Source organism: Streptomyces sp. LX-29 (assembly GCF_029541745.1).
GTDB lineage: Bacteria > Actinomycetota > Actinomycetes > Streptomycetales > Streptomycetaceae > Streptomyces.
On record NZ_CP089746.1, the window covers coordinates 7,661,852 to 7,683,108 of the forward strand.

Annotated in this window: 15 protein-coding genes and 2 pseudogenes; 5 read left to right on the forward strand and 12 right to left on the reverse strand. The window is 73.2% G+C overall.

The annotated features are described in order from the left end of the window. Nucleotides 1-69: 69 nt before the first annotated feature. Nucleotides 70-630 (reverse strand): annotated as a pseudogene (locus LRS74_RS31605) (CoA-transferase); the annotation flags it as partial. Between the two features lie 191 nt (nt 631-821). Further along, on the reverse strand, nt 822-1,583 hold the full coding sequence (locus LRS74_RS31610; RefSeq protein ID WP_277744219.1) for an enoyl-CoA hydratase family protein: 762 nt from the start codon (nt 1,581-1,583) through the stop codon (nt 822-824). Nucleotides 1,584-1,662: 79 nt separating this feature from the next. Between LRS74_RS31610 and LRS74_RS31615 the strand changes: the two genes are divergently transcribed. Both LRS74_RS31615 and LRS74_RS31620 read left to right on the forward strand, forming a co-directional pair. Continuing rightward, a complete protein-coding gene (locus LRS74_RS31615) occupies nt 1,663-2,442 on the forward strand; it encodes an SDR family oxidoreductase (RefSeq protein WP_277744220.1) in 780 nt (259 codons plus the stop codon). A gap of 33 nt (nt 2,443-2,475) precedes the next feature. Next, nucleotides 2,476-3,390 (forward strand): SDR family oxidoreductase, encoded by a 915-nt coding sequence (locus tag LRS74_RS31620; protein ID WP_277745019.1) that lies wholly within the window; start codon nt 2,476-2,478, stop codon nt 3,388-3,390. Nucleotides 3,391-3,674: 284 nt separating this feature from the next. Here LRS74_RS31620 and LRS74_RS31625 read toward each other — a convergent pair whose 3' ends face one another. Beyond that, entirely contained in the window at nt 3,675-3,830 is a 156-nt protein-coding gene (locus LRS74_RS31625; RefSeq protein WP_277744221.1) for a hypothetical protein, read from the reverse strand. 99 nt (nt 3,831-3,929) lie between these two features. Here LRS74_RS31625 and LRS74_RS31630 point away from each other — a divergent pair, with 99 nt between their 5' ends. After that, the gene (locus tag LRS74_RS31630) at nt 3,930-5,267 is read left to right on the forward strand and encodes an FAD-binding protein (protein WP_277744222.1); all 1,338 of its coding nucleotides are present in this window, start codon (nt 3,930-3,932) and stop codon (nt 5,265-5,267) included. Nucleotides 5,268-5,501: 234 nt separating this feature from the next. Here the strand turns inward: LRS74_RS31630 and LRS74_RS31635 are convergent, their stop codons facing one another. The 3 genes from LRS74_RS31635 to LRS74_RS31645 all read right to left on the reverse strand — a co-directional run bounded on the left by LRS74_RS31635 (nt 5,502) and on the right by LRS74_RS31645 (nt 12,201). After that, nucleotides 5,502-6,749: a transglycosylase family protein gene (locus tag LRS74_RS31635; protein ID WP_277744223.1), complete on the reverse strand. Its 1,248-nt coding sequence runs from the start codon at nt 6,747-6,749 to the stop codon at nt 5,502-5,504. Between the two features lie 276 nt (nt 6,750-7,025). Next, complete coding sequence (locus tag LRS74_RS31640; protein ID WP_277744224.1) at nt 7,026-10,043, reverse strand: glycoside hydrolase family 38 C-terminal domain-containing protein; 3,018 nt, start codon at nt 10,041-10,043, stop codon at nt 7,026-7,028. Between the two features lie 55 nt (nt 10,044-10,098). Further along, on the reverse strand, nt 10,099-12,201 hold the full coding sequence (locus tag LRS74_RS31645) for an endo-beta-N-acetylglucosaminidase (RefSeq protein WP_277744225.1): 2,103 nt from the start codon (nt 12,199-12,201) through the stop codon (nt 10,099-10,101). Nucleotides 12,202-12,414: 213 nt separating this feature from the next. Here LRS74_RS31645 and LRS74_RS31650 point away from each other — a divergent pair, with 213 nt between their 5' ends. Continuing rightward, on the forward strand, nt 12,415-13,617 hold the full coding sequence (locus tag LRS74_RS31650) for an IS110 family transposase (protein WP_277743477.1): 1,203 nt from the start codon (nt 12,415-12,417) through the stop codon (nt 13,615-13,617). Nucleotides 13,618-13,650: 33 nt separating this feature from the next. Here LRS74_RS31650 and LRS74_RS31655 read toward each other — a convergent pair whose 3' ends face one another. From LRS74_RS31655 to LRS74_RS31670, 4 genes and pseudogenes are all read right to left on the reverse strand, one after another. Continuing rightward, on the reverse strand, nt 13,651-14,919 hold the full coding sequence (locus LRS74_RS31655; RefSeq protein ID WP_277745020.1) for a glycosyl hydrolase: 1,269 nt from the start codon (nt 14,917-14,919) through the stop codon (nt 13,651-13,653). 62 nt (nt 14,920-14,981) lie between these two features. Then, nucleotides 14,982-15,794 (reverse strand): annotated as a pseudogene (locus LRS74_RS31660) (carbohydrate ABC transporter permease); the annotation flags it as partial. 14 nt (nt 15,795-15,808) lie between these two features. After that, entirely contained in the window at nt 15,809-16,825 is a 1,017-nt protein-coding gene (locus tag LRS74_RS31665) for a sugar ABC transporter permease (protein WP_277744227.1), read from the reverse strand. Further along, complete coding sequence (locus LRS74_RS31670) at nt 16,825-18,120, reverse strand: sugar ABC transporter substrate-binding protein (RefSeq protein WP_277744228.1); 1,296 nt, start codon at nt 18,118-18,120, stop codon at nt 16,825-16,827. Before LRS74_RS31670 ends, LRS74_RS31665 begins: the two co-directional genes overlap by 1 nt. Nucleotides 18,121-18,325: 205 nt before the next feature. Here LRS74_RS31670 and LRS74_RS31675 point away from each other — a divergent pair, with 205 nt between their 5' ends. Then, nucleotides 18,326-19,369: a LacI family DNA-binding transcriptional regulator gene (locus LRS74_RS31675; RefSeq protein WP_277744229.1), complete on the forward strand. Its 1,044-nt coding sequence runs from the start codon at nt 18,326-18,328 to the stop codon at nt 19,367-19,369. A 71-nt stretch (nt 19,370-19,440) separates the two neighbouring features. Here the strand turns inward: LRS74_RS31675 and egtD are convergent, their stop codons facing one another. After that, nucleotides 19,441-20,403: an L-histidine N(alpha)-methyltransferase gene (gene egtD, locus LRS74_RS31680; protein WP_277744230.1), complete on the reverse strand. Its 963-nt coding sequence runs from the start codon at nt 20,401-20,403 to the stop codon at nt 19,441-19,443. Then, entirely contained in the window at nt 20,400-21,155 is a 756-nt protein-coding gene (gene egtC / locus LRS74_RS31685; RefSeq protein WP_277744231.1) for an ergothioneine biosynthesis protein EgtC, read from the reverse strand. The genes egtD and egtC overlap by 4 nt, the downstream gene beginning before the upstream one ends. Nucleotides 21,156-21,257: the final 102 nt, after the last annotated feature.

Genomic DNA, 21,257 nt, shown 5'->3' on the forward strand with positions numbered 1-21,257 from the left:
GCCTGAATCGCCGCTCGCGCGGACCGTGCCGGCTCCCGCGCGGTCGCCGGCGGGCCGCTCCGCGCCCAGCAGGTCCGCGCTGGCCACCACGCGCTCACACGACACGTACGCCTCCGTCGCCGCCTCGCAGAACAGGTCGTCGAAGTACGGATCGGGGCCGAGGTACTGGCCGTTGCCCTGCGCGTCCGCGCGGTTGAGATGCACCAGCGCGGCGTCCAGCCGCAGCGCCGGCACGGCGGCCAACTCCTCCCCGTCCCCGTAGGGCGATCTGACGGTGCGCAGACCGGGGTTGACCGTCATCACGTCCGAGCCGAGCCCGGCCCGCACCGGCATGAAGGGCACGCGGTGCACGGCGGCGGTCAGCCCCCACATCACCATCGCCTCGTCCAGCTCGGTCAGTTCGAGGTCGCCCCGCTGCCGTGCCGCGCGGAAGTGGGGTTCCAGGGGGATCGAGTCGAGCGTGGCGAAGGCCGTGACGAGCCTGCGGATCCGGCCGGCGGCGGCCAGCAGACCGACGTCCGGGCCTCCGTAGGAGACGACCGTCAGATCGGTGACGTTCGAACGCAGCAGGGCGCGCACGAGCGCCATCGGCTTGCGCCGCGCACCCCAGCCGCCGATGCCGACGGTCATGCCGCTGGAGAGTCGTCCGACGGCCTCGTCGGCGGTCATGGTCTTGTCCGCGCGTACGGCACCCGCGGCCGTGCCCGTGCCTGCACCCGCACCCGTGCCCGCGTGTGCGTCCGCGTCGGCGGCGGGCGGCTCCGTGGCGTCCGCGACGGTGGCGCCCGTGCCCCCGACCTCCGGGGGTGTGTCGTTCCCGGTCATGGCCGTCGCTCCCGGTCGTCGAAGGCGTCACGGACCCGCTGGGCGACGCCGTCGAGCGCCGCTTCGAAGGTGAAGCCCTGTTCGTAGCGGTAGCTGCGCCGCACGTCGACGGCGTCCAGGCCCTCGATGCCGTTGATGGCCGCCTTGGCGAGCCGCAGCAGCGTGCCGTCCTTGGCGGCGATCTCGCGGGCGAGCGCCAGGGCTGTCCGGTCCAGATCCGCGCGGGGCACCACCGACCACACCGAGCCGTGCCGGTGCAGCTCGTCCGCGGTGGCGGTGCGCGAGGTGTAGTACAGCGCGCGCATCAGGTGGCGGGGGACCAGGCGAGCCAGGTGTGTGGCGGCGCCGAGCGCGCCGCGGTCCAGCTCGGGCAGCCCGAAGACCGCGTCCTCGCTGGCCACGATCGCGTCCGCGTTGCCCACCAGGCCGATGCCGCCGCCCAGGCAGTAGCCGTGCACGGCGGCGACGACCGGCACCTCGCAGTCGTAGACGGCGGCGAAGGCGGCGGCGCAGCCCCGGTTGGCCCCGAGCAGCGCCGCGTGACCGGCCGCGCGCCGTAACTCCTTGATGTCGACACCGGCGTTGAAACCCCGGCCGGCGGCGGTCAGCAGGACGCAGCGGTTCCCGGGATCCGCGCCCGCGCGGCGGACGGCGTCGGCCAGGTCGTACCAGCCCCGCACGGGAAGGGCGTTGACGGGGGGATAGTCCACGGCGACCACGGCGACGCCCGGTTCGGGAACGGTGGTGGAGACACCCATGAGCAGATCCGCTACCTTTCCACCAAACGTTTGTTAGGTGCGAAGGTAGCAGCGGATCGCGCGCCGCGGGAGGTGCCCCTTGGCCGTCACCATCGACCTCTCCGGCCGCGTCGCGCTGGTCACCGGGGGCACCCGCGGCGTCGGCGCGGGCATCGCCCGCGCCCTGCTCGCCGCGGGCGCGGAGGTGGTGGTCTGCGCGCGCCGACCGCCCGACCACCCCGTCGCTACGGACGGCCGCACCGCCCGCTTCCTCCCCGCCGACCTGCGCGACCCGGCCGCGGCGGAGGCGCTCTTCGCGCGGCTCGGGAAGGACTACGGACGGCTGGACACCCTGGTCAACAACGCCGGCGGCACCCCCTATCGGCTGCTCGCGGACGCCACCGCGGGCCATGTCGTCCGTGTCGTCGAGCTCAATCTCCTCGTACCGCTGACCGCCTCGCTCGCCGCCTACGCGCAGATGCGGGAGCAGCGCGGCGGCGGGAGCATCGTGATGATCGGCAGCGTCAGCGGCAGCCGGCCCTCGCCCGGCAGCGCGGCGTACGGGGCGGCCAAGGCGGGGCTGGAGAGCCTTGCCCGGTCCATGGCCGCGGAGTGGGCGCCGACCGTGCGCGTCAACACCGTCGTCCTCGGCATGGTCCGCACCGAACGGACCGCGATGCACTACGGGGACGAACAGGGGGTCGCCGCGGTCGGCCGCACGGTGCCGATGGGCCGCCTAGCGGAGCCCGCCGAGGCCGGCGACGCCTGCGTCTTCCTCGCCTCCGACCTGGCCGCGTACATCAGCGGGGCGAGTCTGCACGTCCACGGCGGCGGTGAGCGCCCGGCGTTCCTCGCCGCCGCCAACGCACCCACGACCTGAACGAGGAGCCGTGATGACACGAGAGGAACCGTGGTGAACGGAGTCTGCGCGGGGCGCGTCGTCGCCGTCACCGGCGCGGGTCGCGGGCTGGGCCGCGCCCACGCGCTCGCCTTCGCCGCCGAGGGGGCGCGCGTCGTCGTCAACGACCTGGGTGTGCGTCCGGACGGGGAAGGGGGCTCCGCCGACCCGGCCCAGCGGGTGGTCGAGGAGATCAGGGCGGGCGGCGGCCAGGCCGTCGCGCACGCCGGCGACATCGCCACGGTGGACGGCGCGGACTCCCTGGTCGCCACCGCGCTCGACGCCTTCGGCGGGCTGGACACCCTGGTCAACAACGCGGGGTTCGTCCGGGACCGGATGCTGGTCAACCTCGACCAGGCCGACTGGGAGGCCGTGTTGCGCGTCCATCTCACCGGGCACTTCCTGCCGCTCCGGAGCGCCGCGGCGCACTGGCGAACCGAGGCCAAGGCGGGGCGGCAGCCCGTCGCCCGGGTCGTCAACACCGCTTCGGGAGCGGGGCTGGCGGGCAGCGTGGGGCAGAGCGGCTACTCCGCCGCCAAGGCCGGGATCGTCGGCCTCACCCTCGTCGCGGCGGCCGAGCTGGGCCGGTACGGGGTCCAGGTCAACGCCGTCGCCCCGGCTGCCCGCACCCGGATGACCGAGCACGTCTTCGCGGAGACGATGGCCGCGCCCGCCGACCCGACCGCCTTCGACGCGATGGCTCCGGGGAACGTCTCCCCTCTGGTGGTGTGGCTGGGCTCAGCCGCCTGTGCCGGCGTCACCGGCCGGGTCTTCGCGGCGGAGGCCGGGCGGATCACCGTGATGGAGGGTTGGCGCCCAGGCCCCACCGTCGACAAGGGAGCCCGCTGGACCCCGGCCGAGGCCGGCGCCGCCGCCACCCGACTGCTCGCCTCCGCCGAGCCGCCCCAGCCGGTCTACGGGGCGGAATGACCCGAGTGGTTGAGCCCGTGGACTGCCCTCCCCGGCCCCGGGGTGGCTGAACCCCCACCCGATGGTGGCTGAACCCCACCCGAGGGTGGCTGAACCCCACGGTGGGGTGTTGCCAACACCACCCCACGACAGGGGTCCAGGGCCATGGGCGGGAGCTCGCCGGCCCGGCACTCTGGATGCGCGGGGACTCGACCGCCACGCACACCCGGGGGGTACGGATGGACACACACGCCGCGGACCGCCGCGGACCGGTATCCGTGCCGTTGCGCGGACGGGGCAGGATGTCAGCGTGCGGACCTGGCCGGCTGATCGGCGGTCAGCCGGCCGCGGACGAAGTCGACGGCCTCGTCCATGGCCACGACGGCCGCCGGCAGGCCCGGCACCGCGAGCTGCCAACAGTGAGTGACGTCGGGCCAGGTGCGCAGCGCGGCCCCGCACACGGGGAAAGCGCCGGAGCCCGCGCCCCGGCACCCCGCACTCGCACTCCTGCACCCCGCACCCGCACCCCTTGCACCCCGCACCCCCGGAGGGCCCACGGCATGATCACCGCACAGGACGTCGACGGAGCGCTGCGCACGGGAGCGCGCATACCGCCCTGGGCGGCCGAGGACTTCGGTCACACCGTCTCCCGGCCACCGCTGGCCGTGCTGACACCCGGTTCGATACGGGACGTCAGGGAGGTGCTGCTCGCCGCCGGGGCGCACGGCATCCCCGTCGCGGCGCGCGGCGGCGGGCACTCGCTGCACGGCCAGGGGCAGGCCGCCGGCGGGTATGTGATCGACATGCGGGGCCTCGACCGGGTGCTCCGGGTGACCGAGGACGCCGTGACGGTGGAGGCCGGGGCGCTCTGGTCCGAGGTGGTGGCGGCCACCCTGCCGCTCGGCCGGACCCCACCGGTGCTGACCGACTACCTCGGCACCAGCGTCGGCGGCACCCTTTCGGTTGGCGGCATCGGCGGCATGAGCCACCAGCACGGTTTACAGACCGACGGGGTGCTGGCGCTGGACGTGGTGACCGGGGCGGGGGAGGAGGTGAGGTGCTCGCCGGAGCACCGCCCGGAGCTGTTCGACGCGGTGCGCGGCGGGCTCAGCCAGTGCGCCGTCATCGTCCGGGCCACCCTGCGGTTGGTCCCGGCCCCGTCCCGGGTCCGCCGCCACCAGCTCCGCTACCCCCACCTGGCCCCCTTCCTGGCGGACCAACGTCGGCTGGCCCGCGACCGCCGGTTCGACTACCTCGAAGGGCAACCGGAGGCTGCGGCGGACGGCGGGTGGCGCTTCATGCTGGAGGCCGTGGCGTACGACTCCGCGGGGCCGGCGGAGGACCGCCGACTGCTGGCGGACCTCGCCCACGAGCGCGGCACCGAGGAGGTGGAGGAGCTCGGCTACGGCGAGTTCCTGCACCGGATGGCGCCCGGAGAGGAACTGCTGCGCTCGACCGGGGAGTGGTTCCATCCGCACCCGTGGCTGAACCTCTTCCTTCCCGGGGACAGGGCCGAGGAGATCGTCACGGACACGCTCGCCGGGCTCAGCGGCGCGGATCTCGGCCCGTCCGGGCTGGCCCTGCTCTACCCGGTGCCCACCGCGCTGCTCCGCACGCCGCTGGTGCGCAGGCCGCCGGGGGAGCTGATGTACCTCTTCGCGCTGTTGCGCACCGCCCCGGACGGCGACCCGGAGACCCGGGACCGGCTGATCGCGGCCAACCGCGCGGTCTACGAGCTGGCGCGGGCGCGCGGCGCGGTGGCCTACCCGGTCAACAACCTGCCGATGTCCGCGGCCGACTGGCGGACCCACTTCGGGGCCGCCTGGGAGGAGTTGACACAGGCGAAGCGGCGCTACGATCCGCGGTCCGTCCTGACCCCGGGGCACGGGCTGTGCTGAACACCCGGGCCGCCGGGGAGGGTTGGGCCGTGCGGTGCGCCGACGTCTCCCCACCGCCGCGGGGACGCGGGACAGGTGCCTCGTGGCGCAGGTGCCTCGCAGCGCAGGCGCCTCGTGGCGCACGTACCTCGCGGCGCAGGTGCTCGCATTCAGGTGCCTCGCGGCGCACGTGCCTGGTGGCCCCATCGCCGGCCATACCGCGCCCGGCGATGGGGGCCGCTGCCGCCGGCCGGCTCAGATGCTGACGCCGTGGGCGCGCAGGTAGCCCAGCGGGTTGATATCGGAGCCGTAGTCGGGGCCGGTGCGCACCTCGAAGTGCAGATGGGGGCCGGTGGTGTTGCCCGTCGAACCCGACCGGCCGATCTGCTGACCGGCGTTGACCGGTTTCCCGGCCCGCACCGACAGCTGAGAGAGGTGTGCGTACTGGCTGTACTTTCCGTCGGGATGGCGGATCACCACCTGGTAGCCGTAGGCGTCCGCCCAGCCGGCCGACACGACCTCGCCGGCGGCGATGGCCTTCACCGACGTGCCGATCGGCACCGGGAAGTCGACGCCCGTGTGGTAGCCACTCGCCCAGCTGGAACCCTGGACGCGATAGGCGGTGCTCGGGCCGGTGCCGCCGACCGGGGCCGTGAAGCCGGACTTCGCGGACTGCCGGGACTCGCGGGACCGCTGCTGGCCCCGGTCGGCCCGGTCCCCGGCCTGCTTCCCGGCCTTGTCGTCCTTCCCGCGCTTCCCGCTCTGGGAGCCCCCGCCGCCCGGGGACTTCTTCGCCGGGGCGCCCTCCTTGAGGGAGAGCCGCTGGCCGGGGTGGATCAGGTCGGGGTCGTCGCCGACGACCTCGCGGTTGACGGTGTAGAGCGTCTGCCAGCCGCCGTCGACGTCCTGCGCCTCGGCGATCCCGGACAGCGAGTCGCCGCCGACGACCACATACGCCCCGGCCTTGCCGCCGGAGCGCCCCGGCAGGCTGGTCGGCTCGCTCTTCGGTGTCGCCCCGGGCTTCTTCTGGGACGTACGGGCCGTGGCGGAGGTCTTCTCGGTGGACGGCTTCGCGCCCGACGCCGCCTTGGGCTCGGCCTCCGGTGTGCGCCGTGGTGCCGCGCCGTCCCGGGTCAGCCCAGCCCGCTGGGAGCAGACCGGCCATGCCCCCGGGCCCTGGCCGTCCAGGACCCGCTCGGCCACCGCGATCTGCTGGTCCTTGCTGGCCAGGTCGGCACGGGCGGCGTAGGCCGTGCCGCCGTACGCCTCCCAGGTGGACTGGGTGAACTGCAGCCCGCCGTAGAAGCCGTTGCCCGTGTTGATATGCCAGTTGTTGGTGGACTCGCAGGCGGCCACCTTGTTCCAGGTGTCGACGGAGGCGGCGTGCGCGCCGGTCGCGCCGACCAGCGGGATGGCCAACCCGGCGCCGCTCGCGGTGACGCTCAATGACGCCCGGGAGACCCGATTGGGACGGTATCGGCGGTGACGTCCGCGTGCAGGCATGAACCGCATCCTCTCGACCGGGGGCAGGGGTGCGTGAGCGTCCCCATGTGATGCCCTCAAAACTCGCCAACCGCGCCGGAGGCACAGCGTAGGGCGGCCGATTTGAGCCCTACAACCCCTACAGGGGGACTCGGGGAGGCGATGCGGCGCAGGGCGGGAGCGCATCGGCATATGCTGCGACGCTCCCGCCCCTATGTGACCTGCGTCATATGGATGTTTGTGTCCGCGAAACCCTCGTTCGGCTCATCTCCGTTACCAGACAGGCGAGTTGAGTCGTCACCTGGTCAAGCGCAGGGTGACGATCTGGTGCGGCCGCAGCTCGAGCCGGACGGACTCCGCGTCGTGGTCGGCCGGGCCGGTGGGGCGCTCCAGCAGATCGCAGACCGAGGCCGAGGCGAGGGGGAAGCCGGCGGACAGCCGGGTGCGGACGCGTCCGCCGCGCGACTCGTACAGCCGCACCACCACATCGCCGCTGCCGTCGTCCGCGAGCTTGACCGCGCTGAGCACCACCGCGTCATCGCCCACCGCCACCAGCGGCTCCACCACGGCGTCGCCCGGCACCCGACGCTCGGGCAGGTTGATGCGGTAGCCCTCGCGCACCGCGTCGCCGACGGTCGCCCCCGGTGCCAGCGCGTAGCGGAAGCGGTGCGCGCCCTGGTCGGTGCGCGGGTCGGGGAAGCGCGGCGCGCGCAGCAGCGACAGCCGCACCGTCGTGGTGGTGCCGGTGTCGGCCTCGCGGACCGTGCGGGTCACGTCGTAGCCGTAGGTGGAGTCGTTGACCAGCGCCACGCCCCAGCCGGGCTCCTCCAGGTGGACGAAGCGGTGCGCGCACGCCTCGAACTTCGCCGCGTCCCAACTGGTGTTGGTGTGCGTGGGCCGGTACAGGTGGCCGAACTGGGTCTCGGCCGCGACGCGGTCGGCGTGCAGATCCAGCGGGAAGGCGGCCTTGAGGAACTTCTCCGTCTCGTGCCAGTCCACCTCGGTGTCGATGTCCACCCGCCGCTCGCCCGCCGGCAGCGCGATCCGCTGCTCGACCCGCGAGGAGCCGAAGGAGCGCACCAGGCGCACCACGCCGTCCTCCAGCAGCTCCAGCGACTCGAGATCCGTCAGATCGGTGACGGTGTTGCGGTAGAAGTGGTCGACGTCCCAGGCGTCCCACATGTTCGGGAAGTCGGGATGCAGCTGGAGCAGGTTGGCGGCCGCGCCCGGCGCCAGGGTCTCCCGCTCCGCCGCCAGGTCGTACACCGACACGATCAGCCCGCGCGCGTCGATCTCCACCCGCAGCAGCCCGTTCTCCAACACGAAGCCGAGCCCCTCGCGGGGCGCCGCCGACACCGGGGCCGCCCGGGTGCCCGGCTCCACCGGGGCCGCGCCGCCGCCCGGCACGCCGCCGCGCGCGTGCGGAGCCGCGTTGAAGACGACCGTCGTACCCGCCTCGGCGTCACCGGCCAGCGCGGACTGTGCCGCCCCGATGATCCCCGTCAGTTCCTCGGCGACCGCCACGTACCGTTCCTCCGCCTCGCGGTGCACCCAGGCGATCGAGGAGCCCGGCAGGATGTCGTGGAACTGGAGCAGCAGCACCGTCTTCCACAGTCGGTCCAGCTCCTCGTACGGATAGCGGAACCCGGCCCGCACCGCCGCGGTCGCCGCCCACAGCTCGGCCTCCCGCAGCAGGTGCTCACTGCGCCGGTTGCCCTGCTTGGTCTTCGCCTGGCTGGTGAGCGTCGCCCGGTGCAGCTCCAGATACAGCTCGCCCACCCACACCGGGGCGTGCGGATACTCCGCGTGCGCCCTCTCGAAGAACGCCGACGGCTTCTCGAAGGCCACCCGCGCCGAACCCTCCAGGTCCGCCAGCCGCCGGGCGCGCGCCAGCATCTCCCGGGTGGTGCCGCCCCCGCCGTCGCCCCAGCCGGTGGGCGCCAGCGAGCGCGTCGCCGCGCCCTTCTCCTGGAAGTTGCGCACCGCGTGCGCCACCTCCTTGCCCGACAGCTGGGCGTTGTAGGTGTCGATCGGTGGGAAGTGGGTGAAGACGCGGGTGCCGTCCAGGCCCTCCCACCAGAAGGTGTGGTGGGGGAACTTGTTGGTCTGGCTCCAGGAGATCTTCTGGGTCAGGAACCACTTGGCGCCCGCCTGCCTCACCAGCTGCGGCAGCGCGGCCGAGTAGCCGAAGGTGTCCGGCAGCCACACCTCCTCCGTCTCGATCCCGAACTCCTCCAGGAAGAACCGCTTGCCGTGCACGAACTGCCGGGCCAGCGCCTCCGAGCCCGGCATGTTGGTGTCCGACTCCACCCACATGCCGCCCACGGGCACGAACCGGCCGTCCGCGACCGCCTTCTTCACCCGCGCGTACACCTCCGGCCGGTGCTCCTTGATCCAGGCGAACTGCTGCGCCTGCGACATGGCGTAGACGAACTCCGGCTCGTCCTCCAGCAGCGCCGTCATGTTGGCGGTGGTGCGCGCCACCTTGCGGACCGTCTCCCGCAGCGGCCACAGCCACGCCGAGTCGATGTGCGCGTGCCCGACCGCGCTGATCCGGTGCGCGGACGCGTGCGCGGGTGCGGCGAGGACACCCGCGAGCCGCCCGCGGGCGCTCCCCGCCGTACCGCACACGTCCTGGAGGTCGACCGCGTCCAGCGCCCGCTCGACGGCGCGCAGGATCTCCCAGCGGCGCGGCGAGTCCTCCGACAGCTCCGCCATCAGCTCGCCCAGCACCTCCAGGTCCTGCACCAGCTCCCAGACCGTCTGGTCGAAGACCGCCAGGTCCATCCGGGCCAGCCGGTACCGCGGGGCGCTGCCCGCGGTCTCCCGGTCGCCCAGCTCGGTGGGGAGGAACGGGTGGTAGTCCAGGATCACCGGATTGGACGCCGCCTCGATGTGCAGCTCCACCGCCTCGCCGCCGACCGCCGGCGCCGCCACCCGCACCCACTGGTTGCGCGGGTTGAGCCCCTTCACCGGCGAGCCGTCCGGACGGTAGACCAGCCCCTCGCACTGGAAGCCCGGCATGTTCTCGTCGAACCCCAGGTCCAGCAGCGCCTCCACGGTGCGCCCGGCCCACGCCTGTGGCACGGTGCCGTTGACCGTGAACCAACTGGTGCCCCACGGCGGCCCCCACTGCGCGCCGACCTCGATCGGCGTGCGCGGGGCCGCCAGGCCCTCGGCGACGGGCACCGGCTCCCCGGGCGCGTTCCAGACCCCGACCGTCAGCGGCACGGACTCCGGGTACACGGCCGGGCGGATGCGCTCCTCCAGGACGCGCTTGAGGCGGGCTTCGGTGACGGCACGGTCGCTGTGCATGAGGTCGGGCGCTCCTTACGGCTCGGTGATCAGGGGGTGGCCACCGCGGTGACGGTCACCAGTCGTACGAGACGGCGGACGGGGCGGAGGAGGCGAACAGCTCGTCGACGGCCCGCACCTCGATGCGGGTCGCCGCCTCGCCGTCCACCCGGCGCAACGCGGGGACGTAGAACGCGGTGCCGCAGGTCCCACCGAGGAACCGGCGACCGCCCCCGGGCAGCACCTGGTGCAGTTCGTAGTGGCGGACGACGCCGGACGACCGGTCCCAGACCAGCCGGAGCGCCGCCGTTCCATCGGAGTTCTGCTGCCCCGCCGCCACCTTCGGCACACCCGGCCGCGCGGGGACGGCCGGTGCGGCGTTCCACACCGCCAGGCCCCCCAGCCGCCAGCGCACCGAGCCGCCGTCGGGCGCGGTGAGGCGCACCCCCAGGGCGTGCACGGTGCCCGCGCGCCGACCGGCGAGCCGCTTGCCGGGGCGCAGCGTGACGGTGGTCCAGCCCCCGCCGCCGGCCGGCAGCGTGCCCGCCGGGAGGTACGCGAAGCGGTACGGCCGGCCGGGCGCCCCCGGCTCCTCCAGGGCCACCGCCAGCTCCACCCGGACCGCGGCCGAACCGGAGTCCGCGCGGTGCGCCAGCTCCACCACCGTCTCCGCCGCCAGCGGCAGCCGCACGGAGTACAGCTCCACCGTCGCGGGGGCGTCCAGCGCGCCGGAGACCAGCAGGCTGGAGCCGCCCCGCCAGGCGTCGGCGAAGTCGAAGCCGACGGCCGGCCGGGCCCCGGAGGTGCGCACCACCCAGCGCCGCCCCGGCAGCCGGTCCTGGAGCCCCAGGTGGTTCCACTCGGTCGTGGAGAGCGCCTCGCCCGCCTCGTACCACCCCAGCCCGTGGCCGGTGTTGAAGCTGGTGGCGAACGGCAGCGCGGTGACGGTCGAGCGGTCGGCGACCGACAGCGCGGGCGCCCGCCAGGAGCCGGTGCCGCTGCCGGGCGCGGACGGGTCCAGCGAGGGACCGGTCCAGAAGCGGTCGTCGCGGGCGTGGAAGGCGGCCGGTGCGCGCTGGCCCGCCGGCTGGCTGGTCCAGGTCCACTCCGGCCGGTAGAAGCCGTACGACACCACATGGGACCCGCTCGCGGGGACGATCGCGTCCCAGTCCACCGGGGTGTCCCAGCCGCGCGACTCCACGTCGACGCCCGCCCACAGCTCGTACCGGTCGCGGCCCAGGCTCCGCGCCAGCCGGCCGGACGCGGCCAGCCCCGAGCGCGTCCAGTTGAAGTTCACGAACATCGAGTCGCTGGCCCGGAAGAAGGAGTCGTTGCGCGAGTTGAGCGCGTTCTGCCAGCTCACCGCCCCGGACTCGACCATGGAGTCGTACCAGGTCACCCGCAGCCCGTCGGCCCGCTCCCGCAGGTGGAGCAGGAAGTCGCGCATGTCGGTGGCGAGTCGGGTGTCGCCGCCGCCGGTCTCGGCGTTGACGAACCAGCCGTCGAAGCCGTACGCCCGCGCCACCTGGAGCAGCTTGTCCGCGATCGGGAAGCCGCCGTCCGGACCGCGCCGCACCAGGTCCCGGGTCCACTGGAGCTGTCCGCCGTACGCCGCCGGCGGCAGGAAGACGTTCCCGAGGACGGGTACGCCGTTGCGGTGCGCGGCGTCCACGACGGGCGCGTTGGGGGCCAGGATCAACCCCTCGCCCGAGGAGCCGCCCCAGAAAACCAGTTCGTCGATGTAGGCCCAGTGGGTGAGCGCGTAAGCGTCGGCCTTCGTCGCGCCCTGCGAGGGGTTGAGCGAGGTGGGCGCGAAGGCCGCCAGCGCGCTGACCCGGGCCTGCCCGGCGCGGGCCGTCGGGTTCGGCGGCACCGGGGTGAAGCGCCGCGCCAGCGGCACGGTGGCGGTGTTGTACGGCAGGTCCGCGTCGTCCTCCGGCGTCCACCTCGCCAGGCTGCGCCACACCACCCCGACGCCGGGGCTGCCGGCCGGAAGGCTGTCGGGGAACCAGTACGCGGCGTACGGCTGGAGGTCGGCCGCGGCGCCGGATCCCCCCGGGCCGGCGGCGGGGGCCGCGGCGGCCGCGCCCGCGGGGAGCGCGGCGGCGGCCGCCGTGCCGGCGCCGGCCAGCAGCAGACCGCGGCGGGTGGGGCGGGGTCGTGCGGGTCTGTCGGTCATGGTGTGCTCCGTAAGTTATTGGGCGGCCCGGGAGGGCCGGATGTGGCTTATGGGGTCTTGCCTTCAGTGGCTCCCAAGGAGTGGCCGTCCGGCTCTCCGGGGCACCCTGGCTGCTGATTGAGATGTGCGCGCTGTGTGCGGTCGCTGGTTACGGAGATGACAGCGGGGTGTTCCTCGGGCCGATGGCATGCCGAACGGTGCGAGGAGGGGCGAGTGAGCGAGCGGAAGGCCCAGGTATGGGCCGGTGTCGATGCCGGCAAGGGCCACCACTGGGCGGCGGTGGTCGACGAGACTGGCGCGACGCTGTGGTCGAAGAAGGTCGAGAACGACGAGTCGGCGATCCTGACCGCGTTCGGTGAGATCCTCGCCCTGGCGGACCGGGTCCACTGGGCGGTGGACATCTCCGGCACGTCCTCCGCGCTGCTGCTGGCCCTTCTCGCGGCGCACGGCGAGCGGGCCGTCTACGTGCCCGGCCGCACGGTCAACCGCATGTCGGGCGCCTACCGGGGCGAGGCGAAGACCGATGCCCGTGACGCCTATGTCATCGCCGAGACCGCACGGCACCGCAACGACTTCGCCGCGATCGACGTGCCCGCGCAGTTGGCCGCCGACCTGGCGCTGCTGACCGCCCACCGATCGGACCTGGTTGCCGACCGTGTGCGGATGATCAACCGCCTGCGCGACGTGCTCACCGGTGTCTTCCCCGCGCTGGAGCGGGCTTTCGACTACTCGGCGCACAGGGGCGCGCTGGTGCTGCTGACCGGCTACCAGGCCCCCGCGGCGATCCGCCGCCGCGGCCGGGCGAGGCTGACGGCCTGGCTCGCCAACCGCAGCGTGCGCGGCGCCGACGCGGTCGCCGTGACCGCATTGGAAGCAGCCCAGGCCCAGCAGACCGCACTGCCCGGCGAGGACATCGCCGCGCAGATCGTCGCGGACCTGGCCGCGCAGATCCTGGCCCTGGACAACCGGCTGAAGCGGATCGACAAGCAGATCCGCGAGACCTTCCGCAGCCACCCGCAGGCAGAGATCATCGAGTCCTTGCCCGGTATGGGCCCGATACTCGGCGCCGAGTTCGTCGTCGCGGCCGGCGACCTGTCGGCCTACGCCGACGCCGGACACCTCGCCTCGGCTGCCGGGCTCGTGCCCGTCCCTCGCGACTCCGGACGCCGCACCGGCAACCTCCACCGGCCTAAGCGCTACAGCCGCCGCCTGCGCAGGGTCTTCTACATGTCCGCGCAGACCAGCATCATCCGCGAGGGCCCGAACCGCGACTTCTACCTCAAGAAGCGTGGCGAGGGCTGCAAGCACGTCCAGGCCGTCATCGCGCTGGCCCGCCGACGAGCGAGTGTGCTCTGGGCACTGCTGCGTGACGGACGGATCTTCACCTCCGCCCCGCCGGTCACGCAGGCGGCTTGACTTCGTCATTGAGACTCCTTGGGAAGAGGGACATCAGCCGATCCGCTCTGTCGTCAGGACGTCCGTGATGCCGCGGGCCGCGAGGTGCGCGGCGTCCGCCGCCCGCTCGGCCAGCACCACCGCCGGCCGCAGGCCGCGCGTCGCGGCCCGCATCCACGCCTCGAAGTAGGCGCCGCCGGGGGCGCACACCGCGCGGTCCGGTCCGGCCGCGCGCTCGCCGCCGTCGAGCTCGGCGGCTACGTCCAGGACCAGCGCCGTGGTGCGCGGCGCCGGCCCCCTGGACGTGTGCGGCGGCCGGTCCCGGACGAAGGCGGCGAGCGCCTCGGCGGCGGGCTTGCGACGGCGGTCGTTGGTCAGCAGGCCCAGGCCGTACTCCAGCTCCGGGAAGTCGGCCAGCGCCCGGTCCACGTCGTGAGAGCACCACCAGGTCACGCCCCACAGGTCGGGGCAGTCGAGCGCGTGCTCCAGGGTCGCGAGGGTGAAGGCGGCGGCCCGCTCGGGCGGGATGTGCGGCGCCGGTGCGCCGACCTCCTGGAGCCACACCGGCCGACGCGGATCGTCCGCCCACGCCTTCGACAGCTCGATCAGGTAGGCGGCGTGGAGCTCGGTGGCGGCGCCCTGGGGTCCGTGGCGCTGGGCCGTGCCGTTGAAGACCCAGGAGTGCACGGCGGTCGCCGCGCCGATCCGGGCCGAGTGCGCCGGGGTGAAGGGGTGTCCGTCGTGGTACCAGGCGGCGTCGTACGAGGCGTGCAGGTGCAGCCGGCCCGGCGCGCCCTTCTCGCAGGCGTCCAGCATCCGCCGCAGCCAGTCGGCGGCCTGCTCCGCGGCGACCCGGTCCGGGTCGGGGTGCGGGGCGGCGGAGAACTGGTTGATCTCGTTGCCGACGGTCATGCCGATGAAGTTGGGCCGGTCCGCGAGGGCGGCGGCCAGCGTGCGCAGATACGCCGCCTGGCCGTCGACCACCTCCGGGTCGGTGAACAGGTTGCGGCGGTGCCAGGTGGTGGTCCAGGACGGCACGAAGTCGAAGCTGGACAGATGACCCTGGAGCCCGTCGACATTGACGTCCAGGCCCCGCTCGGCGGCCGCGTCGACCAGCGCCACGAGCTGTTCGACGGCGCGCGGCCGGATCAGGGTGCGGTTGGGCTGGAAGAGCGGCCACAGCGGGAAGACCCGGATGTGGTCCAGGCCGAGCTCGGCGATGGAGTCCAGATCCGCGCGCACCTCGTCCAGGTCGAAGTCCAGCCAGTGGTGGAACCAGCCGCGGGTGGGGGTGTAGTTGACGCCGAAGCGCAAGGAAGTCAGTCCCTTCAGCCGTGGGGTGTCCGGCGTGGCCCGAACGGGCCAGACCGGGGCGGCGGGGTGGTTCAGCCCTTGACGGCGCCCTCGTCGACGCCCTTGAAGAAGTACCGCTGGAGACAGACGAACATCACGACGAGCGGGGCGACCGCGATGATCGTGCCGGCCGCGACCAGTCGCGGGTTGTTGGCGAAGGTGCCGTGCAGATAGTTCAGCCCGACGGTCAGGGTGAACTTGTCGGAGTCGGAGAGCACGATCAGGGGCCACAGGAAGTCGTCCCAGGCGCCCATGAAGGCGAAGACGGCGACGACCGCGAGGGTCCCCTTCACGGACGGCAGCGCGACACGGGTGAAGCGCTGCCAGACGTTGGCGCCGTCGATCACGGCCGCCTCTTCGAGCTCGTACGGCACGTTGGAGAACGCGTTCCGCATCAGCATCACGTTGAGCGCGCTCACCGCGCCGGGCAGCACCACCGCGATGAGGGTGTTGTTGAGCTCCAGCTCCCGCATGGTGGTGAACTGGGCGATGATGATGGACTCCAAGGGGACCAGCAGTGCCATCACGAAGGCCAGCGTGGCGGCCCCGCGGCCGCGGAAGCGCAGCCGGGCCAGCGCGTAGCCGGCCATGGCGGCGCCGACGCAGTTGGTGACCACGTTGGCCAGCGCGACCTTCAGCGAGTTCAGCGCGTAGTCCCAGACCGGAATGGTGTCGGCGACCCTGCGGTAGTTGTCGAGGGTCGGCTCCTCGGGGAGGAAGCGCGGCGGCGAGGTGTAGATGTCCTCCGTGCCGCCCTTCAGCGAGGTGGACAGCTGCCACACGAACGGCCCGACGGTGATCGCCAGGACGAGCAGCAGCAGGACGTAGCGCAGCGCCTTCTCCCAGCCGGAGGTCCGCATCAGTGCCTCCCTCCCCGGTCGGACCGGCCTTTCCGGTGGTTCGGGTCGCCCCGGTCGTCCCGGTCGGTGCGCAGCACCAGCAGCATCAGCAGCAGCGCGATGGCGAAGACGACCAGCGAGATCGCGGAGGCGTAGCCCACCCGGCCGTTGAGCCCGGTGCCCACCCGGTGCACCAGCATCACCAGCGTGGTGTCCTCGCCCGCCGGTCCGCCGCTCGGCCCGGCCAGCAGGTAGACCTCGGCGAAGACCTTGAAGGCGGCGACGGAGGAGAGCGCGCCGACCAGCACCATGGTGGAGCGCACGGACGGCACGGTGACGCTGAGGAAGCGACGGAAGGCCCCCGCGCCGTCGACCGCGGCCGCCTCGTGCAGCTCGCGCGGCACGTTCGACAGCGCGGCCAGATAGATGATCATGTAGTAGCCCAGCCCCTTCCACACCGTCAGGGCCATCGCGCTGAACAGCAGCAGCCACTGGTCGCCGAGGAACTCCACCGGGCCCGCGCCGAGGAACTCGAGCATGGCGTTGACCAGCCCCCGGTCGTCCAGCATCCAGCCCCAGATCAGCGAGACCACGACGAGCGAGGCGACGACCGGGGTGTAGAAGGCGGACCGGAAGAACGCGACGCCGGGGATCTGCTTGTGCACCAGCAGCGCGAGCAGCAGCGGCAGCAGCACGGTGCAGGGCACGACCAGGGCCACGTACAGCAGGCTGTTGCGCAGGCCCACCCAGAACTGCTCGTCGTCCAGCATGGTGCGGAAGTTCTCCAGCCCCACCCAGTCCCCGTCGGTCAGCGTCCGCTTGTCGGTGAACGCCGTGGAGACCGTGGTGAGGAACGGATAGAGGCTGAAGGCGGTCACGACCACCAGGCCGGGCAGCAGGAGCAGCCAGGGGCTGCCGGCCCAGTGGGTGCGTACGGCTCGGCGGCGCGGCGGCCGGTCGCCCGGCCGGGGCGCGGCGGGGCGCTCCGCGGGGTCCTCGGCGGCCGGTCGGGTGGGCGCGGTGGCGGGGCGGCCCATCAGCCCTGCCGCAGCAGCTTGTTGCTCTGCTCGACGGCGTCGTCCAGCGCGTCCTGGGGCGACTTCCTGCCCTGGAGCGCCTTGGCCACCTCGTTCTGGAGCACGGTCTTCATCTCGTCGCTCATGACGACGGGGGTGTAGTTGACGGCCCCCTTCAGCATCCGGGCCGCGGCGACCCGGACCCGGCTCTCGTCGCTGCCGTCGTCCCTGGACCAGTACGCCTGCTCCAGCGATCCCCTGGTGCTGGGGAAGATCGCGACCTCGTGGGCGAAGGACTCCTGGTTCTCCTTGTCGGTGATGAAGTGCGCGAAGGCGACGGCCGCCGCCTTGTGCTCGCTCTGCTCGTTGACCGCGAGGCCCATCACGTACATGTTGGGCTTGCCGGTGTTGTTGGGCGCGTCGGTGATGCCCAGGTTCTCGTAGAGGCTCGGCGCGTCCCGCTTGAAGGTCTCCAGGTCGTGGGCGCTGCCCGGATTCATGGCGACCTTCTGCTCCAGGAACCGCTGACCCGCCTTCTCCGGGGTCATCGTCAGCGCCTGCGAATCCAACCCGCCGTTGTCGTACAGCTCCTTGTACTTCGTCAGCAGCTCGACGCCCTTGGGCTCGTTGTAGGTGAACTCGGTCGCGTCGGCATCGGTCAGCCTGACGCCGTAGCGGCCGAAGTCCTCGACGGTGGGGGTGCCCGCCAGGGTGGCGACCTTGCCGTCCGATGACTTCGCCATGGCGTTGGCGTGCGCGAAGAGTTCGTTGAAGCTCTTCGGGGGCTTCTCCGGATCCAGCCCCGCCTTCCGGAAGAGCGCCTTGTTGTAGAAGAGCGGGCCGGTGTTCAGATACCAGGGGAAGGCATAGGTGCCGTCCAGGCCGGGAAGCGCATTCCCCCGCCACGCCTCCGGGGTGTACTCGCCCTTGAACCTGGCGCTCGCCTCGGACTTGTCCAGATTCATCAGCAGACCGGCCTTGGCCAGTGGATACGCCAGGTCGGGGGAGACGTTGACGACATCGGGCAGATCACCCGCACCGGCGTCCGCGCTGAGCTTCTCCGCGTAGTTCTCGGCCGGCTGGTCCAGCCACGTGACCTCGACGTCCGGGTACCGGTCCTCGAACTCCTCGATCAGCTTGTTGAAATAGTCCTTGAAGTTCGCCCGCAGGTTCCAGGTCTGGAAGCTGATCTCGCCCTCGATCCGGCCGTTCGCGCTGCTTCCACCCCCGCCGTCACCCGATCCGCAACCGGTCAGCAGCAGTGCCGACAGGGCGAGCGGCACGGTGGTGGCGATGGCTCTACGGGAGAGAGGCATGGCGGGCGATCTCCTTCGGTCGGGCCGGGAGGCTGCGTCAAGAAGCTGCACCCGTACGGTGGTTCGAGTCAAGACTTCCGCAACGAACTAATGCGCTTTAGTCTGTTGGTACTCAAGCGCTTTAGCTGAACTCCGCTCCCCACCGGGCGGACGGCTCGGGCGCGGGATGCTGATCTGTGTGTCGCACGGCTCCAGGAGGACCTCGATGCGCCGGACCCCGGCCCGACGCCCCACCATGAAGGACATCGCGCGCCGCGCCGGCGTGTCGGAGAGCGCGGTCTCCTTCGCCCTGAACGATCGGCCCGGTGTCTCACCGGCCACCCGCGACCGGGTGCGGCGCGTCGCCGAACAGCTGGGCTGGCAGCCCAGCACCGCCGCCCGCGCGCTCTCCGGTGAGGGCTCGGCCACGGTCGGGCTGGTGCTGGCCCGACCCGCCTCCACCCTCGGCGTGGAGTCGTTCTTCCTGCAACTGGTCTCCGGCGTGCAGGAGGCGCTCTCGCCGCGCCGACTCGGGCTGCTCTTCCAGGTGGTGCCGGACCTCGACGCCGAGTGCGCCACCTACCGCCGCTGGTGGGCCGAACACCGCGTGGACGGGCTGCTGGTGGTCGACCCCCGCGCCGCCGACCCACGCCCGGAGCTGCTCACCGCGCTCGGCCTGCCGGCCGTGGTGATCGGCACCCTGCCCGCACCGCTCGCCGACCGGCCGGCGATCTCCAACATCTGGGCGGACGACACCGGCGCCATGGCCTCGATCGTCGACCACCTCCACGAGCTGGGGCACCGCCGTATCGTCCACATCGCCGGGCTGCCCGACCTCGCCCACACCCGCGACCGCGTCGACTCGCTGCGCGCGGAGGCCGCGCGCCGCGGGCTCGCCGACGTCTGCTCGGTGCCCACCGACTACTCCGACGCGCAGGGCGCGGCCGCCACCCGCCGGGTGCTGGCGCAGGACCGGCCACCCACCGCCCTCGTCTACGACAACGACGTGATGGCCGTGGCCGGGCTCGCCGTCGCCGCGGAGCTCGGCCTCGCGGTCCCCGCCGACGTGTCCATCGTGGCCTGGGACGACTCGGTGCTGTGCCGCAGCACCCACCCCTCGCTCACCGCCCTGGTCCGCGACACCGCCACCTACGGGCGGCACGCCGCCGAGCAGCTGATCGCGCTGCTCGACGGCGGGCCGGCGGTCTGCGTCCAGGACGAGCTGCCGCGACTGGCGCCGCGCGCCAGCACGGCTCCGCCGCCGGCCTGAGTCGAGGCCGGCGGCGGAGCCGGAGGGCGAGCCGTGTGACGGGTCCCGGGCCGCCTGCCCGGGGCCGCGCCCTACGCCGGCACCGCCAGCGACAGCGCGAAACGGCCCTCGCGGTCCGTCCACCACTGGCGCAGCGCCAGCCCGGCGGCGGCCAGCTCGGTCCGCACGCTCTCCTGCCGGAACTTCGCGGAGACCTCGGTGCGCAGCTCCTCCCCGGCGGAGAAGTGCACCGCGAGATCCATCGAGGGGAACTTGACGGTGAGCGCCGCGCGGGCGCGCAGCCGCATCTCGATCCACTCCTGCGCGGGGTCCCAGACGGCGACGTGGTCGAAGTCGGCGGGGTCGAAGTCGGCGCCCAGTTCGCGGTTGAGGACGGCCAGGACGTTCTTGTTGAACTCCGCGGTGACCCCCTGGGCGTCGTCGTAGGCCGCCACCAGCGTCGCCTCGTCCTTGACCAGGTCGGTGCCGAGGAGCAGCGCGTCACCGGGCTCCAGCAGATCGGCCACGGCGGTGAGGAAACGGTTCCGCTCCGGGGGCAGCAGATTGCCGATGGTGCTGCCCAGGAACGCCAGCAGCCGCGGGCCCGGTGTGTCCGGCAGCTCCAGCCCCTCCTGGAAGTCGGCGACCAGGGCGTGCACATGCAGGGTCGGATGCTCGGCCAGCAGCCCCTCGCCCGCCTGCCGCAGGGCGCTGTCGCTGACGTCCACCGGGACGTACGAGTGGAGCTGTGGCAGGGCGCGCAGCAGATAGCGGGTCTTCTCCGAGGAGCCGGAGCCCAGCTCGATGAGGGTGCGGGCGGCGGTGGTCGCGGCGATGTCGGGGGCCCGCTCGATGAGGATCTCCCGCTCCGCCCGCGTCGGGTAGTACTCGGGGAGCTCGGTGATCCGGTCGAACAGCTCGCTGCCGCGCGCGTCGTAGAACCACTTGGGCGGCAGCTGCTTGGAGGTGCGGGTCAGGCCGTCGGCCACGTCGGCGCGCAGCGCGGCGGACGTGGTGTCGACCGGGAGGGTGCGAGTCAGACTGAACGGGCTCACGCGGAGGGCTCCTTGAGCGGGGTACGGAGTACGTCGGTGCGGGTGGCGCTGAGCAGGGTGTGGTCGGGGACCTCCGTCCAGAGCGGATCGTCGTCGTACGGCTCGGAGGCGACGACGACGGACCGGCCCGGCTCGGCGCGGTACCAGAGCGTGTCGCCCCACGCGGTGGCGGCGATGGTCTCGCCGTCGGTGAGCAGCAGGTTCAGCCGGGAGTCGGGCGCGGCCGCCGCGATCTCCCGGGTGGTCTCGGCCAGCGCCTCGGGCGCCGGGTAGCCGTCCCGGAGCCGGTGCAGCAGCAGCGCCCACACCAGCGCGGAGTCGCAGCGCGCCTCCAGCAGGAGCAGTTCGCCGGCCGGGAGCCCGGCGGCGAGTCGGGACAGCGAGTGCGGCCAGCCGCGGATCGCCCCGTTATGGCTGAACAGCCAGTCGTCCCCGGCGAACGGTGCCGCGGCCGCCTCCCCGTCGGCGCTCGCCTCGGTGGCGTCCCGTACGGCACCGAGCAGCGCGCGCGTGCGCACCACCCGGGCCAGGTCCGCGAACGAGGCGTCGGCCCACATCGGCCCGGCCCGGCGGTAGCGCGCGGGCCGCGGGTCGCCCGGGGCGTACCAGCCGACGCCGAACCCGTCGGCGTTGACCGTCCCGTGCACCTGTCGACGGGGCGCCCACGCCTGCCGGTAGAGCGAGTGCGGCGGACGCACCAGGACCTCGCCGATCGCCACGTCCGGCCCCAGGTACGCCAGGTGTCGGCACATCAGTCCGTCCTCCCTCGCGCGGCGTCCACGCGGTGCCCCGACGGGCTCGGCCCGGTGAGGGCGGACCGTCGGGCCTCCGGGCGTCGCGGTCGGGCCGCGGCG

Excerpts from the sequence above, each read along its gene's own strand:
- LRS74_RS31610 (WP_277744219.1), bottom strand. The coding sequence starts at position 1,583 with ATGGGTGTCTCCACCACCGTTCCCGAACCGGGCGTCGCCGTGGTCGCC.
- LRS74_RS31630 (WP_277744222.1), top strand. The coding sequence starts at position 3,930 with ATGATCACCGCACAGGACGTCGACGGAGCGCTGCGCACGGGAGCGCGC.
- LRS74_RS31635 (WP_277744223.1), bottom strand. The coding sequence starts at position 6,749 with ATGCCTGCACGCGGACGTCACCGCCGATACCGTCCCAATCGGGTCTCC.
- LRS74_RS31640 (WP_277744224.1), bottom strand. The coding sequence starts at position 10,043 with ATGCACAGCGACCGTGCCGTCACCGAAGCCCGCCTCAAGCGCGTCCTG.
- LRS74_RS31645 (WP_277744225.1), bottom strand. The coding sequence starts at position 12,201 with ATGACCGACAGACCCGCACGACCCCGCCCCACCCGCCGCGGTCTGCTG.
- LRS74_RS31665 (WP_277744227.1), bottom strand. The coding sequence starts at position 16,825 with ATGGGCCGCCCCGCCACCGCGCCCACCCGACCGGCCGCCGAGGACCCC.
- LRS74_RS31670 (WP_277744228.1), bottom strand. The coding sequence starts at position 18,120 with ATGCCTCTCTCCCGTAGAGCCATCGCCACCACCGTGCCGCTCGCCCTG.
- LRS74_RS31675 (WP_277744229.1), top strand. The coding sequence starts at position 18,326 with ATGCGCCGGACCCCGGCCCGACGCCCCACCATGAAGGACATCGCGCGC.
- egtC (WP_277744231.1), bottom strand. The coding sequence starts at position 21,155 with ATGTGCCGACACCTGGCGTACCTGGGGCCGGACGTGGCGATCGGCGAG.